At 55.4% G+C, this 14,757-nt stretch carries 16 protein-coding genes; 6 read left to right on the top strand and 10 right to left on the bottom strand.

The window, feature by feature from the left end:
- Positions 1–3 precede the first annotated feature (3 nt).
- From ilvB to HV107_RS10315, 4 genes are all read right to left on the bottom strand, one after another.
- Positions 4–1,692: an acetolactate synthase large subunit gene (gene ilvB / locus HV107_RS10330; RefSeq protein WP_182063108.1), complete on the bottom strand. Its 1,689-nt coding sequence runs from the start codon at positions 1,690–1,692 to the stop codon at positions 4–6.
- 102 nt (positions 1,693–1,794) lie between these two features.
- Positions 1,795–1,893, bottom strand: coding sequence for an ilvB operon leader peptide IvbL (ivbL, locus tag HV107_RS10325; RefSeq protein ID WP_182063107.1), 99 nt, complete (start codon positions 1,891–1,893; stop codon positions 1,795–1,797).
- Positions 1,894–2,042: 149 nt separating this feature from the next.
- Positions 2,043–2,462, bottom strand: a complete 420-nt coding sequence (locus HV107_RS10320) for a type II toxin-antitoxin system HigA family antitoxin (protein ID WP_182063106.1) — start codon at positions 2,460–2,462, stop codon at positions 2,043–2,045.
- On the bottom strand, positions 2,459–2,773 hold the full coding sequence (locus HV107_RS10315) for a type II toxin-antitoxin system HigB family toxin (protein ID WP_182063105.1): 315 nt from the start codon (positions 2,771–2,773) through the stop codon (positions 2,459–2,461). The genes HV107_RS10320 and HV107_RS10315 overlap by 4 nt, the downstream gene beginning before the upstream one ends.
- A 486-nt stretch (positions 2,774–3,259) precedes the next feature.
- Here HV107_RS10315 and tisB point away from each other — a divergent pair, with 486 nt between their 5' ends.
- The 4 genes from tisB to emrD all read left to right on the top strand — a co-directional run bounded on the left by tisB (position 3,260) and on the right by emrD (position 6,116).
- Entirely contained in the window at positions 3,260–3,349 is a 90-nt protein-coding gene (tisB, locus tag HV107_RS10310) for a type I toxin-antitoxin system toxin TisB (protein WP_071599731.1), read from the top strand.
- A 64-nt stretch (positions 3,350–3,413) separates the two neighbouring features.
- Positions 3,414–3,860 (top strand): GNAT family N-acetyltransferase, encoded by a 447-nt coding sequence (locus HV107_RS10305; RefSeq protein WP_182063104.1) that lies wholly within the window; start codon positions 3,414–3,416, stop codon positions 3,858–3,860.
- Between the two features lie 62 nt (positions 3,861–3,922).
- Positions 3,923–4,756 (top strand): EamA family transporter, encoded by an 834-nt coding sequence (locus tag HV107_RS10300; RefSeq protein ID WP_182063103.1) that lies wholly within the window; start codon positions 3,923–3,925, stop codon positions 4,754–4,756.
- Between the two features lie 175 nt (positions 4,757–4,931).
- The gene (gene emrD, locus HV107_RS10295; RefSeq protein WP_182063102.1) at positions 4,932–6,116 is read left to right on the top strand and encodes a multidrug efflux MFS transporter EmrD; all 1,185 of its coding nucleotides are present in this window, start codon (positions 4,932–4,934) and stop codon (positions 6,114–6,116) included.
- Here emrD and HV107_RS10290 read toward each other — a convergent pair.
- Together HV107_RS10290 and dsdC are read right to left on the bottom strand one after the other, a co-directional pair.
- Positions 6,019–7,107: a cellulase family glycosylhydrolase gene (locus tag HV107_RS10290; RefSeq protein WP_182063101.1), complete on the bottom strand. Its 1,089-nt coding sequence runs from the start codon at positions 7,105–7,107 to the stop codon at positions 6,019–6,021. The two genes, emrD and HV107_RS10290, sit on opposite strands and share 98 nt — an antisense overlap.
- 86 nt (positions 7,108–7,193) lie before the next feature.
- Complete coding sequence (dsdC, locus tag HV107_RS10285) at positions 7,194–8,120, bottom strand: DNA-binding transcriptional regulator DsdC (protein ID WP_182063497.1); 927 nt, start codon at positions 8,118–8,120, stop codon at positions 7,194–7,196.
- A 204-nt stretch (positions 8,121–8,324) separates the two neighbouring features.
- Between dsdC and dsdX the strand changes: the two genes are divergently transcribed.
- A complete protein-coding gene (dsdX, locus tag HV107_RS10280) occupies positions 8,325–9,662 on the top strand; it encodes a D-serine transporter DsdX (RefSeq protein ID WP_182063100.1) in 1,338 nt (445 codons plus the stop codon).
- A gap of 17 nt (positions 9,663–9,679) precedes the next feature.
- Complete coding sequence (gene dsdA / locus HV107_RS10275; RefSeq protein WP_182063099.1) at positions 9,680–10,960, top strand: D-serine ammonia-lyase; 1,281 nt, start codon at positions 9,680–9,682, stop codon at positions 10,958–10,960.
- A 45-nt stretch (positions 10,961–11,005) separates the two neighbouring features.
- Here the strand turns inward: dsdA and HV107_RS10270 are convergent, their stop codons facing one another.
- From HV107_RS10270 to HV107_RS10255, 4 genes are all read right to left on the bottom strand, one after another.
- Complete coding sequence (locus HV107_RS10270; RefSeq protein ID WP_182063098.1) at positions 11,006–11,353, bottom strand: DUF202 domain-containing protein; 348 nt, start codon at positions 11,351–11,353, stop codon at positions 11,006–11,008.
- Complete coding sequence (locus HV107_RS10265; protein ID WP_014068263.1) at positions 11,343–11,690, bottom strand: YidH family protein; 348 nt, start codon at positions 11,688–11,690, stop codon at positions 11,343–11,345. The genes HV107_RS10270 and HV107_RS10265 overlap by 11 nt, the downstream gene beginning before the upstream one ends.
- A 92-nt stretch (positions 11,691–11,782) precedes the next feature.
- On the bottom strand, positions 11,783–13,105 hold the full coding sequence (locus HV107_RS10260; RefSeq protein ID WP_182063097.1) for a 6-phospho-alpha-glucosidase: 1,323 nt from the start codon (positions 13,103–13,105) through the stop codon (positions 11,783–11,785).
- A complete protein-coding gene (locus HV107_RS10255; protein WP_182063096.1) occupies positions 13,102–14,724 on the bottom strand; it encodes an alpha-glucoside-specific PTS transporter subunit IIBC in 1,623 nt (540 codons plus the stop codon). Before HV107_RS10255 ends, HV107_RS10260 begins: the two co-directional genes overlap by 4 nt.
- Between the last annotated feature and the right edge of the window lie 33 nt (positions 14,725–14,757).

The following is a 14,757-nucleotide window of genomic DNA, read 5'->3' as shown; positions in this document are numbered from 1 at the left end:
GGCTTATTCTCCCACCATCTCAGTATTTGCCGCACCCGGCGGTACCATCGGATACACTTTTTGTTCAGGGTCGATACGCACGTGGATCAGCGCCGGGCCCGGGCGTGAAATCGCCGCCTGCAACGCCGCGTGCGCGTCTTCTTCTGCGTTCAGATCGCAGGTATGCAGGCCAAAACCGGCGGCAATCTGCATAAAGTTGATCATACCGGGATAGGTCGCAGCAAACACGCCCTGCTTGTAGAACAGACTTTGCTGCTGATGCACCAGCCCCAGCGCTTCGTTGTTCATCAGAATGATTTTCACGTCTAACTGGTTTTCGGCCGCGGTCGCCATTTCCTGAATGTTCATCATCAGGCTGCCGTCACCGGAGAAGCAGATAACCTTGCGATCCGGGTTAGCCAGCGCCGCGCCAACCGCCGCAGGCAGGCCAAAGCCCATAGTGCCCAGCCCGCCGGAGGTCAGCCACTGGCGCGGACGGTTCAGCGGATAAGCCTGTGCAGTCCACATCTGATGCTGGCCCACGTCGGTGGTGATGATGGCGCTGTCATCCACGCAGGCGGCAACGGCGTTAATCAGCCCGTAATGGCTGAGCGGGTCGCCTTCGGTCGGGATGGCGCCCGGGAACTCTTTTTGCAGGTCGGCTACCAGCTGACGCCAGTCTTCACGCCCGGTCGCGTCTGTTTGTGGGATCAGTTGCGCCAGAACTTCGGCAACATCGCCCTGAATAGCAACGTGCGGCTGCTTGATTTTACCCAGCTCGGCGCGGTCGATATCCACGTGAATGATTTTGGCGTTCGGACAGAACTGCTCGGTTTTACCTATCGCCCGGTCATCAAAACGTGCGCCAAGAACAATCAATAAATCAGATTCTTGCAGAATGTAGTTGGTGCTGCGCGCGCCGTGCATTCCCAGCATTCCCAGTGACAGCGGGTGCGCTTTTGGCAACATGCCAAGTGCCATCAGGGTCATGGTGGTTGGCAGGTTGGCTTTTTCAGCGAACTGGCGCACCTCTTCTGAAGCATTAATCGCCCCGCCGCCCAGGTAGAGCACCGGGCGTTTGGCGGCATTAATCATCGCCGCTGCATCACGCACGCTATCAGCGCTGAATTCCGGCGCGGGGGCACGGCCGCCCGGCTCAGGCAGCACGTCGATGTCGATTTCTGCGGTTTGTACATCCTTAGGAATGTCTATCCACACCGGGCCCGGACGGCCAGACTGGGCAATGCGGAATGCATCGCTGATAACCTGTGGAAGCTCGGCGATATCGCGAACTAAATAGTTATGTTTGGTGATGGGGATAGAGATGCCGTAGGTGTCCACTTCCTGGAATGCATCCGTACCGATCATCGAGGACGGCACCTGGCCGGTAATGCAGATCAGCGGAATGGAGTCGAGGCGCGCATCGGCGATGGCGGTGACCAGGTTGGTCGCACCCGGCCCGCTACAGGCCATACAAACCGCCGGTTTACCCTGCGTACGCGCCATGCCCTGGGCGATAAAACCTGCGCCCTGCTCGTGACGTGCCAGTACGTGACGGATCTGCGTGCTTTGGCTTAACGCATCATACAGCGGCAGCACTGTCCCGCCAGGGATACCCGCAACCGTGGTGATGCCCTGACGTTCCAGCAAATGAACGATCAGCTGCGCGCCGGTGAAACGCGTCTTTGTGGATGTTGTGCCCGAAATTGCCATGCTCCAGTCCTTTTATGGGCCGACTTTCCGGGAGGCGTTTAAACTAAAAACCCCGCCCGGTTTGCGCCGGCGGGGTTTTGGAATCGTGTGTTGTTCCAGTCCCTACGGCGCATTGCCGACGACCACCACCACACGCACGACGACCACTGCGGCTGGTAGCGCAGTTTTTAGTAGGGTCGCGGTGTTCATGGATAAAGTCATTGGGGACCTGTGTTTGGAATCATTGATAGAATTCATACAAACACAGGTTTTTCGGCGTGACAATGGAAATATTTTCATCTGCGCAAAAATGCGTCAAAGATCACGTTTCGTTTGTTGAGTGATGAAAACAAAAAAAGCCTGATTTTTTGTCATTCAATAAATAGCGCGGGCGATACACCAAATCGGGCTGCAAGCTTTTTAATGTGGTTCAGAGTGAGCTGCCTCTGGCCGTTAAGCACCCTTGAAACCATTGATTTACTGCCAATTTCATCCTGAAAATCAGATATCGTCAGGTTGTACTGATCCATTAAGGTTCTTAAAACCGCAATACCGACAGGTACAGATTCCATCTCCAGACGTAACGCGACAATGTCTGGCTGGTTCGCTTCGTAGCGGCTAATTCTTGCACATACGATATCCAGTAAAGGGCTACCCGGTTCGTTCATAAGAAGATACTCAACCAGTTCCAGAGCGTCTTTGTAATCCTGTTCGTTAGGATGTTCACCCAGCAGAGGAACAGCCGCAACAAGGGCATACGTAGCTTTCATTGCATCAGCAACGATCATCATTTCTTCCCCTTAGTGCGATGTTTCTCCGTAAAACGGTCATATTCCTTATGAGTAAAAACATGGCGCACATAAAACTTTTGGCTTTCAAAGAATATGAGAGCCACCACTCTGAGATTGTTGTTCGCTATATCAATAACATAGTGCTTATCCAGATACTTAAAATTATCAAGTGTTGGAAACAGCTTTTTCAGCGCAGCAGGCGTAGGGCAATTGCTCTTTTCGATGACTCTCCCCAGAAAAAGGAGTTCTTCCTTATGCTGTGGAAAGGTAATGACTGCATCCAAAATTGCCTTCATAGAAATTAAATGCATCCTGCATTCCCACCGCGTCCGTTGCCAATATGGCAACAATAACATGCATTGCCATTTAGTCAACTGACTCGTTTGTTGTATTTGCCCGGAAAACAAAAAACCCCGCCGGAGCGAGGTTTTTTTCAGGGTTTGCGGCTGGTAACCGCAGAACACACTGTGTTACGTCAACGCAAAAAGTATACGCGATCGGCGACGAACGCGCAATTTAAGGCACGGATTTTGACGTTTCTGAGTATGTACCCTCTGACAATCTTTGTCTATAAAATACTGTTCATATATACAGTATTTATCTATACTCAGGGTGTTCGCAGTGCGCGAGGGGGCCGCTGTTTTACCGGCGCAACAAAGTCCTGGCTGAAACGGGTGGTACCGTCAGTGCCTTAACCCCTGAAGTGAGCACACTGTGTTACGTCAATCCAGGTGCTGGCAACAGGCGGCGGAAAGGTACGCCAGCATCGTGCTCCTTTTGACCAAAAGGAGACGCGTATGAGCGTAGTGGATATGGTGGTTCTTATCCTCAAACTCATTGTTGCTGTACTGCAACTGCTTGATGCCGTCCTGAAATACCTGCGGTGATTCAGGTTCAAGTCGCACCTGAGAGGGGCGGGCAACCGCCCCTCTTTAATAACGAGGGAATGCTATGTCGCGTCTGTTAATTGAACCCATTACACCCGAAGAACCCGGGTATATTGCCCTGAAAACCGAAAGCATCACGCTGAATTTCAACATGCTACGCAGGCTGGAAGAGAACTGGCAGCGCGGTGAAAACCGCTTTAACGCACCGGGTGAAAAACTGCTGGGGGCGTTTCTGAACGGCAAACTAGTGGGCGTATGCGGCCTGAACCGCGATCCGTTTAGCCAGCAACCACGCGCCGGACGCATTCGCCATCTCTACGTCAGCGAGAAGTGCCGCGGACTGGGCATTGGAAAACAGCTTTTGACCGTGGTAATGGCCGATGCGAGCATCTGGTTTGATTTTCTCAATACCCATGCGCCGGACACTGCGTATGGTTTCTATCGCCAGGCGGGTTTTACGCTGGTGTCTGACGAACCGCGGGTGACGCACCGCCTTTTTTGTGCGGTCTAACCGGCTGGCAGCATCAGAGTGTGAATGTTACAGTTGAGTGACAATTAATCACCCGATACGCCATGACCATCACCGTTTTCTGCATTTTACTCTTCGCCGCGCTGCTGCATGCCAGCTGGAACGCCATCGTCAAAGCCGGAACGGATAAGCTCTATTCTGCAATCAGCGTCAGCGGCTCCGCCACGCTGATTGCCCTGGTGCTGCTCCCCTTTTCGCCACAGCCTTCTGCCGCAAGCTGGCCGTTTTTAATCGTCTCCTGCGCGTTACAGGTGGTGTACACGGTGCTGGTGGCGAAGACCTATCAGGTCTCTGATATGAGTCAGACCTATCCCCTGATGCGCGGCACTGCGCCGCTGCTGGTGGCGCTGATCAGCGTGCTGGCGCTCGGCGATAGCCTCTCATGGCTCGCGTGGTCCGGCATTGGGGTGATCTGCCTGTCGATACTGGCGATGGCGATGAACGGACGCATGCAGTCCCGAAAAGGGATCTGGCTGGCGCTGCTGAATGCCTGTTTTATCGCGGGCTATACGCTGGTGGATGGCACCGGCGTGCGGCTCTCTGACACCGCGCTGGGCTACACGCTGTGGACCTTCTTTATGAACGGCTTCTGCCTGCTGAGCTGGGCGATGGTCGCGCGGCGGCGTGAAGCGTCCAGCTACCTGCGGCTGCACTGGAAAAAGGGGCTGCTCGGCGGGATAGGTACTATGGGCTCTTACGGCCTGGCGCTATGGGCAATGACGCAGGCCCCGCTGGCAGTGGTCGCAGCGCTGCGCGAAACCTCCATTCTTTTTGGGGCACTGATCGCGTTTGTCCTTTTAAAAGAGAAAGTTGCGGGTCTGCGTATTGCTGCGGCGCTGGGTATTGCTGGCGGAGCGATTCTGCTGCGCCTGGCGTAAATCACTGGCAACATTAGTTGCCGATCTTGTTTACAAATCCTGCCTTTCCCGGTTTTTCCATTCGCTACAACAATGCTTAAATTGCCATCGCACTGTGGTAGATTCCTCGCGCATTTATGGGAATGAGCAGTCACTTATTCTTTATTTCTCTCTTTTGGCAAAAGTATTCAGCGACATGAAAAAACAAAGGAACGTTAACTTATTGTTGATGCTGGTGTTACTGGTGGCCGTCGGTCAGATGGCGCAAACCATCTACATTCCGGCAATCGCCGACATGGCAAAGGAACTGAACGTCCGCGAGGGCGCAGTGCAGAGCGTCATGGCCGCTTATCTGCTGACCTATGGCGTCTCTCAGCTGTTTTACGGCCCGCTGTCCGATCGCGTCGGGCGTCGCCCGGTGATTCTGGTGGGCATGTGCATATTTATGGTCGCCACGGTGATTGCCATCACTACCCATAGCCTGACGGTACTGATTGCCGCCAGCGCTCTGCAAGGCGTCGGGACCGGCGTTGGCGGGGTGATGGCGCGCACCTTGCCGCGTGATCTGTACCAGGGCACCCAGCTTCGCCATGCCAATAGTCTGCTCAATATGGGCATTCTGGTGAGTCCGCTGCTGGCCCCGTTGATTGGCGGCCTGCTGGATACAATGTGGTCGTGGCGTGCCTGCTACGTCTTCCTGCTGGTGCTGTGTGTGATTGTGACCTTCAGCATGGCGCGCTGGATGCCGGAAACGCGCCCCACCGACGCACCGCGCACCAAACTTATCACCAGCTATAAAACGCTGTTCGGCAACGGGGCGTTCACCTGCTACCTGCTGATGTTGATCGGCGGCCTGGCGGGGATTGCCGTGTTTGAAGCCTGCTCCGGCGTACTGTTAGGCGCAGGGCTTGGCCTCAGCAGTATGGTGGTGAGTATCCTGTTTATCCTGCCTATTCCGGCAGCGTTTTTCGGCGCATGGTTTGCCGGACGCCCGAACAAACGTTTCTCCACGCTGATGTGGCAGTCAGTGATTAGCTGCCTGCTGGCAGGCGTGATGATGTGGATCCCAGGGTTGTTCGGCGTGATGACAGTCTGGACGCTGCTTATCCCGGCGGCGCTGTTCTTTTTCGGTGCAGGGATGTTGTTCCCGCTCGCCACCAGCGGCGCAATGGAGCCGTTCCCGTTCCTCGCAGGCACGGCGGGCGCGCTGGTGGGCGGTTTGCAGAATATCGGTTCCGGCGCGCTGGCCTGGCTTTCTGCGCTGTTACCGCAAACCGGTCAGGCTAGTTTGGGTTTACTGATGACGCTGATGGGGCTGCTGATTTTACTGTGCTGGCTGCCGCTGGCGTCCCGTGTCCCGCATCATGAGCAGCCGGTTTAACTGCATGATGGCCCGGCTTCTCGGCGGGCTTTTCACACTCAGGTGTAATCATGGTCTGCAATAAAGGCTCTGGCGCAGGCCGCCAGGCCCCTTCTTCCCCGTCATAAAACTGGAAATCGGCGTTAATGGCATACGGGATTTTCGACTTTTGCAGTTCACAGGCCATAAACGTGGCAAACGCCAGCTGCGACGCAGTTGGCGTAAATCGGCTTGATTCACCCACTCCCCAGCCGCCAACCCAACTGACATGTCCGGTTTTTTGCTGCCAGTGCAACGCGGTGTTAATCCGGTTGTGAATGGCGGCTTTTTCGGCCGCCGTACCGGACGTCCACGGATATTTGCCGTTATTTTTCAGCGGCCCCCATGGGAAAATATGCCACTCGGCCAGCAGGTAATTTTGGCTGTGCGCAGGCAGCTTCATGCTGGATAAATCTTCCGGCGCGGCACGCAGGCGTGGCGCGATAAAAATCATGCGATTAGCATCAATGCTGTGAATGACTTTTATTGTTTTCTCGTATACCCGGTTCAGCGAAGCCTGGTTGTGGTTGAGCTTATCCGCCGGCTCATAGATCAGATCAAACCCAAGCAGCGGCGAGCTTTGGCCAAAATAGTGCGCCACCGCAATCCACCAGTTGATCACCTCTTTTTCATTGTCCGCTTTGGGGTCGTTTTTATATTCGTCAGCCTGATAAGCGATGATGGGGATCACCCCGTATTGCTCGCACGCCTCTACCAGTTTACGCAGATGAATGAGCCGCGCTTCGGTAGGTTCATCCGCCACGCGAATACGCACATGCGTTAACCCTTTGGCGCGAAAATCACGAACGACCAGCGGATCGAATTCCCGGATGCCACGTTCGGTGCGCGCCCAGTCGACATCAATACCCACGCCAAGCTGCTGCGCATAAAGGGCAGCCGTCAGCGGCGGCTCAGCGGCGGTGGCCCAGCCGGTAGTTAGCAGTAACGCAGTGGCAATGAGAGGCTTAAACACAATGTACCTTGCGAGAAATCAAAAGCAATAACCTGTATTTAGCACGCTTTTTCACATTTCGTGTAGAGCCAAAGCGTAATAAATCTTCACTGCGCCATCGCCTTCAACCAATTGATAAAGGCATCGATTTTTGGCCACTGTCGCCCGGACGGGGTGGAGATGTAATAGTGTTGATGGCATTTCAGCGTTTTCTCGCCAAAGGGCGCTATCAGTTCCCCAGTCTCAAGGCGCTTTTGCACCAGACGTTTACGCCCCATCGCCACCCCCACGTGGTTCATTGCAGCAATAATCGCTAAATCAGAACGATCGAAACCAATACCCGATGATGGCGGCATATTTACTGCAAAATGCTGCGCCCAGCTAAACCACTCGTCGGTGCCGGAGTCGTTGCTCCAGGCCTGGCGGTCATGCAGCAAGGTGCAGTGGCGCAGGTTATCCGGGTTCTGAAGCAGCGCATGTTGTTGTGCATATTCCGGGGAACACACCGGCAGGATAGCCTCATCCATCAGAAAATGGTGAGACAGATGATTTGGCGGCGTATCGTCGAAATAGAGCGCCAGATCGACCCCCGTTCGCTGCATATTTACATAATCATTGCCGGTCAAAATGGTCAGCGAAATCGACGGATACCGGCGGGTGAAGTCCCCCAGCATTGGTACCAGCCAGCACTGGGCAATCGATGGACGGGAGTAAACCGTCAGCGTGCCGGACAGCGCCTGGTTTTTGATATCCAGGATCTCCTGATTCAGGGTGTCCAGCGACGATTTTAACGTCCAGTACACACGCTTTCCTTCCTGGGTCAGCTCCACTTTCCGGTGTGAGCGCACAAACAGCTGAATGCCCAGCTCCTCTTCCAGCAGGTTGATGCGGTGACTGACCGCGCTGGGGCTTAACGATAGCTCTTCCGCCGCCAGCGCAAAGGATTCGTGACGCGCCGCCACTTCAAAGGTGTACATTTTTGACAACTGCCAGCCATTTAACAGGCGGTTTCTGGCCTCATTTGCATCATTCATCGCCATTCTCACTCTCTTTTTACCTGCCCAGAATACCTTTCAGAGATGAATTTATGTGAACCAAACACGAAATAAGTGTGTTTTTTAGAGTTTAGTCACTCACTTGATTCTATCTGGCTCACCTGAACGGCAATTTATATCGTTTGTCAGCCCATGCCGTTTTTTCGTCCAATACCCGCAGATTACTTAAGGGTGAGGTGAGATATGGGATCTCAGGTCTGGGTTGTGGCGACGCTGCTCATCAGCATCGTGTTAATTGTATTAACCATCGTAAAACTGAAGTTTCATCCGTTCCTTGCACTGCTGCTGGCGAGCTTTTTCGTCGGCACCATGATGGGGATGGGCCCGCTGGATATGGTGAACGCCATTGAGAGCGGTATTGGCGGCACGCTGGGCTTCCTCGCCGCGGTGATTGGTCTGGGGACGATCCTCGGCAAGATGATGGAAGTGTCCGGCGCGGCGGAGCGTATCGGCATCACGCTTCAACGCTGCCGCTGGCTATCCGCCGATGTGATTATGGTGCTGGTGGGGATGATTTGCGGCATCACGCTGTTTGTGGAAGTGGGCGTGGTATTGCTGATCCCGCTTGCCTTCTCGATTGCCAAAAAAACCCAGACCTCACTACTGAAGCTGGCTATTCCGCTCTGTACTGCGCTGATGGCCGTGCACTGTGTAGTGCCTCCGCACCCGGCAGCGCTGTTCGTCACCAACAAACTGGGCGCCGATGTGGGGACAGTTATTGTCTACGGCTTACTGGTTGGCCTGACGGCCTCACTGGTGGGCGGCCCACTGTTCCTGAAACTGCTCGGCAATCGTCTGCCGTTCAAACCGGTTCCGGCAGAATTTTCTGACCTGAAAGTCCGGGAAGAACACACGCTGCCGTCACTTGGGGCAACGCTGTTCACGGTGCTGCTGCCCATCGGCCTGATGCTGGTGAAAACCATCGCCGAGCTGAACATGGCGAAAACGGGCACCCTGTACACGGTACTGGAATTTATCGGCAACCCGATCACCGCGATGTTTATCGCCGTGTTTGTTGCCTACTACCTGCTTGGACTGCGTCAGCATATGGGGATGAGCACCATGCTCACCCATACCGAACACGGCTTTGGCTCTATTGCTAACATTCTGTTGATTATCGGTGCGGGCGGGGCGTTTAACGCTATCCTCAAAACCAGCGGACTGGCCGATACGCTGGCGCAGATCCTGTCGAACCTGCATATGCATCCGATCCTGCTCGCCTGGCTGGTGGCGTTAGTTCTACACGCAGCGGTAGGCTCAGCCACCGTTGCGATGATGGGTGCCACCGCCATCGTGGCCCCGATGCTGCCGCTGTACCCGAACGTCAGCCCGGAAATCATTACCATTGCCATCGGTTCTGGTGCCATTGGCTGCACGATCGTGACTGATTCCCTCTTCTGGCTTGTGAAGCAATACTGCGGCGCGACCCTGAATGAGACGTTCAAATACTATACGACGGCGACCTTTATCGCCTCGGTGCTTGCACTTGGCGGCACATTCCTGCTTTCTTTCATTATCTGAGCGCGAAGAGATTTATTATGGAAAACGCAACTATCACCACGCTAACCGCACAGTTCCCTCTGGTTGAGGATCTGATTGCCCTGAAAGAAACCACCTGGTTTAACCCGCGAACCACCTCGCTTGAAGAAGGGTTGCCGTATGTCGGGCTGACCAAAGCCGACGTGGACGACGCCCATGCGCGGCTGAACCGCTTCGCACCGTATCTGGCGAAAGCGTTTCCGGAAACGGCAGCCACCAACGGGATTATTGAATCTGAACTGGTGGCCATTCCGGCAATGCATAAGCGGCTGGAGAAAGAGTTCGGCACGACGATCCCCGGCACGCTGCTGCTGAAAAAAGACAGCCACCTGCCGATTTCGGGTTCCATAAAAGCGCGCGGCGGTATCTATGAGGTGCTCACTCACGCGGAAAAGCTGGCGCTGGCAGCGGGCCTGCTCAGCGTCGACGACGATTACAGCATCCTGCTGGAGCCACGCTTTAAGGACTTTTTCAGCCAGTACAGCATTGCGGTAGGGTCGACCGGCAACCTGGGGATGTCCATCGGGATCATGAGTGCGCGGATCGGCTTTAAGGTCACGGTGCATATGTCTGCCGATGCCCGCGAATGGAAGAAAGCCAAACTGCGCAGCCACGGCGTGATTGTGGTCGAATACGAGCAGGACTACGGCGTGGCGGTTGAACAGGGGCGCAAAGCCGCAGAAAGCGACCCCAACTGTTTCTTTATCGACGATGAAAACTCCCGCACCCTGTTCCTGGGCTACGCCGTTGCAGGCGAGCGCCTGAAGGCACAGTTTGCCGCACAGGGCCGCGTGGTGGATGCGCAACATCCGCTGTACGTCTACCTGCCGTGTGGTGTGGGCGGTGGCCCTGGCGGCGTGGCGTTTGGTCTGAAGCTGGCCTTCGGCGACAACGTTCACTGCTTCTTTGCCGAGCCAACTCACTCCCCTTGTATGCTGCTGGGCGTTTATACCGGCCTGCACGACGAGATTGCGGTGCAGGATCTGGGGATCGACAACGTGACGGCAGCCGATGGGCTGGCGGTAGGTCGTGCATCTGGTTTCGTGGGGCGTGCGATGGAGCGTTTGCTCGATGGCTTCTACACCTTAAGCGATCAGAGCATGTATGACATGCTCGGCTGGCTGGCGCAGGAAGAGGGTATTCGCCTGGAGCCATCGGCGCTGGCGGGTATGGCCGGGCCGGTGCGCGTTAAAGCCGATGCCACTCACCTGGTGTGGGCGACCGGCGGCGGTATGGTGCCGGAAGACGAGATGGCGAAATATCTGGCGAAGGGCCGTTAAGGTTTTTTGTGTATCCCTCTCCTGTGGGAGAGGGATCGATTTTTTTTACATATTCAGGATCTGCTGAATATGGGTGACGGCAAACAGTAGCGCCAGTGACAGCACGGCCAGCGCGATCAGAAACTTATCCCGCACCGCTTTTGGCTGGACAACGTCGTCCTGGGCGACATCCATCAGGTTACGGCTGCGGGTATAACGCCACAAAATGATCGCCACCAGCGCCAGCACAACAAGAGAAACCCAGAACGGCACGCCTGTGCGATGCCAGTTGTGTTTAATCGCCAGCGCGATCAGCGCACCGTATCCCAGTAGCGTACGAAGCCAGGCCAGTGAGGTTCGTTCCGGCTGTAAGCCGGGATCGGCTTCGCGGCGCGCTTTGCGGCTATCCGCCATAGAACACCAGCACCATCACCACACCTGCCACCGTCAACAGTATCGCGCTGATAATCAGTAACCCGCGCGTGTAGGGTAGATCCTGCTTCAGACGCATCGCCTTTTCGTTACGTAACCAGCGCAGGTAGCCGTAAATCGCCAGTACGCCCGCAAACAGACACAGCAGCAGGGCCAGTACTTCGCGGATCAGCGGGGTCGCGAAATCCGGGGCCAGCTGGTCAAGGCCAACACCTGCAGCGAGAAAGCCCAGTGCAGTGCGTATCCACGCTAAAAATGTACGTTCATTGGCCAGCGAGAAGCGGTAGTCCGGGGCTTCGCCGAGGCGAGAAATTTTCATGAAGGTTCCTTGTCGTGCTCCAGGCAGGCTTCAGCATAGCGTAAATCGACAAGGACAAGAAAACCGGCATCGGACGATGCCGGTCAGGAAGATTAATGCAGCTCTGGCCAGTAATCCTTGTTGGCTTCAATCAGGTCATCGAGGATCGCTTTGGCAACCGACGCGCTCGGCACGGTTTTCGACAAGGTGATCGCCTGCCAGAGTTTCTGATACGAGCGCTGCTCCCAGGCATCCACCACCAGTTTTTCCACCGCCACCTGCTGGCTCATTAACCCTTTCTGGAAGTGCGGAATATCGCCCACGGTGAGCGGTTCAGGGCCGTTATGCCCCACCAGGCACGGAATTTCCACCATCGCATCGGCATCAAAGTTATGGATTGCGCCGTTATTTGGCACGATTAACAACATGCGCTCCTGGGTGTTAAAGGCAATCGCAGTGGCCAGATCGACGATGTAGGAAGCATGTTCGTCGATTTCCAGCTCCCCGGCGGAGGATTTACCGGCTTCGATAATCGCCCGGCAGGAGCTGAACACATGCTTCTCGCGGTGATCCATCACTTCGTTAGCGCGGGTGCGTTCCGGGTTAGAGTGCGCCACCACGTAATCCGGGAAGAAGTAATATTTCAGATAGGTGTTCGGCATGGTGTCTGGATCCAGCGCCTGCACATCTTTCGCTTTGGCAAAGGTATCGTTCCAGCTTGCTTCGGTATGCGCGTCCTCAGAAGGCGGAACATAACCGTTTTTCGCCACATATTCGCGCAGTTTTGGCATCAGATCGTTGCCGTTCAAGTCTTCAATCGATGTCCACCAGCCGAAGTGGTTCAGGCCGTAGTAGCGCACGCGCATCTCTTTGCGGTCTTTCAGACCAACAATCTGCGCCATGCGCCCTTCAATGCCGATCGGCATATCGCAGATGTTAAGGATTTTGGCGTTCGGACGCAGGCGACGGGTCGCTTCCGCCACAATTGCCGCCGGGTTGGAGTAGTTCAGCATCCACGCGTTCGGCGAGTACTGCTCCATATAATCCACCAGCTCCAGCACGCCACCGATAGAGCGCATCCCGTAAGAGATCCCGCCCGGGCCGCAGGTTTCCTGGCCCAGCACGCCATGGCGCAGCGGGATTTTCTCGTCTTTTTCGCGCATCGGGTATTTACCCACGCGAATATGCGCCATCACGAAATCCACATCGGTAAAGGCCACTTTTGGGTCAGTGGTGTAGCTAAATTCGATTTCCGGGGCCTGCTCCCTGAGGATAATTTTGCACGCCTCGGCGATGGTTTCCTGGCGTGCGCCATCGTTGTCATAGAACTTCAGGGCGCGCAGCGGGAAACGGTCACGGTTGGCTAACAACATCAGGACGATACCCGGGGTAAAGGTACTGCCGCCGCCTGCAATGACAACTGAGAATTTTTTCATGATACAGCCTCCGTCAGGGTGGTTTGTTCGTTCGTTAAAGGGGTTTTCATCAGCGATTCAAGCTGGTCGCGCACCAGGGGAACGTGCAGACCGACAATCACCTGAATGCCGTTGCCGCGTCGCACCACACCGTGTGCGCCCAGGGCTTTAAAGACGTCGTCGCTTTGGGTCTGTGCCATATCCACCAGCGTGATACGTAAGCGGGTGGCGCAGTTATTCACGCTTTCGATATTGGCGGCGCCGCCGAGCGCCTGTAAGAAACCGGCGGCCTGGCCGACCTGCTGGCTTGCCGCTGCCGGCGCAGTGGTTTGCCCGCGAGCGGCCTGGTAATCGGCTTTGCTGTAGAGTTTGATTTCGCTCTCTTCACGTCCCGGCGTTTTGAGGTTCAGCCGCTCAATCAGCGTTTTAAAGACCACGAAATAGATACCGGTGAAGCAGAGACCAATGCCTATCTGGGTGAACATCATGGAAGCGTGGTTGTGGAACATTGGGATCCAGTTTTGCGGCAGGAACTGGTCAAGCAGCCCGCCCCCCATGTTGCCCACCACACCGAAGACATACATTACCGTCGCCATCGTTGCCGCCAGCACGGCATGGACGGCAAACAGCAGCGGCGAAATAAACAGGAAGGTGAATTCAAGCGGCTCAGTAATGCCCACCAGCATGGCGGTGAGGGTTGCCGGGATCAGCAAGCCCGCCACTTTGACGCGGTTTTCAGGTGAGGCGGTGTACCAGAGCGCCAGCGCAATCCCGACGGAGCCGAACACTTTTGAGTTGCCGTGCAGCGCGAATCCGCCTTCCGGGAACAGGGTTTTCAGCGGCAACGTGCTCTGGCTGAATTCCTGTAAATGCTGCGCCCAGTACACCTGAATGCCGCCTTCCACCGCTGCGGGGCCGAAAATAAACGGTCCGTAGACAAAGTGGTGCAGTCCGGTTGGGATCAGAATGCGTTCCAGGAAGGTATAAACCCAAACGCCCAGCGCACCGGCAGAACGTAAGAACGCTTGTAAGGACTCAATGCCCATCTGCACTTTTGGCCAGCCCAGTAGCGTCAGCCAGGCGCAGGGGATCATCACGAAAAACGCGAGGATGACGACAAACGACGTGCCCTGGAAAATCCCCAGAAACACCGGCAGGGGTTTGTCGAAATAGCGGTTATGGATGGCGGTGACGAGACCCGAAATAACTATCGCCCCGATAATGCTGGTATCCAGCGTTTTGATCCCGGCAATCATTGCCAGCCCGCTGCCAGCAGTGGGTTCAGCGGAGAAATCGACGCCAAAGAAATGGCCCCAGGTCATCCCCATCGCATTGATGAAGTAGTTCCATGTCAGGAAGCTAATCAGTACCGCAAGGCAGGCCCGACCCTGCGCCTGTTTTGCCAGGCCAATGGGTAAACCCACGGCGAAAATCAGCGGCATGTTGCGAAACACCGCCCAGCCACCTTCTTCAATAATGTGAACGATTTGCGCGAATAAATTATCCGGTGCAGTGAGCGCTTCACCCACGAAAAGCGGGTTGCGCAGCATGATGGCGATCCCAACCACGATCCCGGCAAACGGAAACAACAACACCGGGGTAAACATGGCACCGCCAAAACGTTGTATTTGACTGAGCATTTTTAAATCCTCATGTAACAACCTGTAAGGGGT

The organism is Enterobacter sp. RHBSTW-00175 (assembly GCF_013927005.1).
In the GTDB taxonomy this organism is placed as follows: domain Bacteria; phylum Pseudomonadota; class Gammaproteobacteria; order Enterobacterales; family Enterobacteriaceae; genus Enterobacter.
Note: the sequence above shows the minus strand (reverse complement) of the source record. Positions and strands in the feature narration are given on the sequence as shown.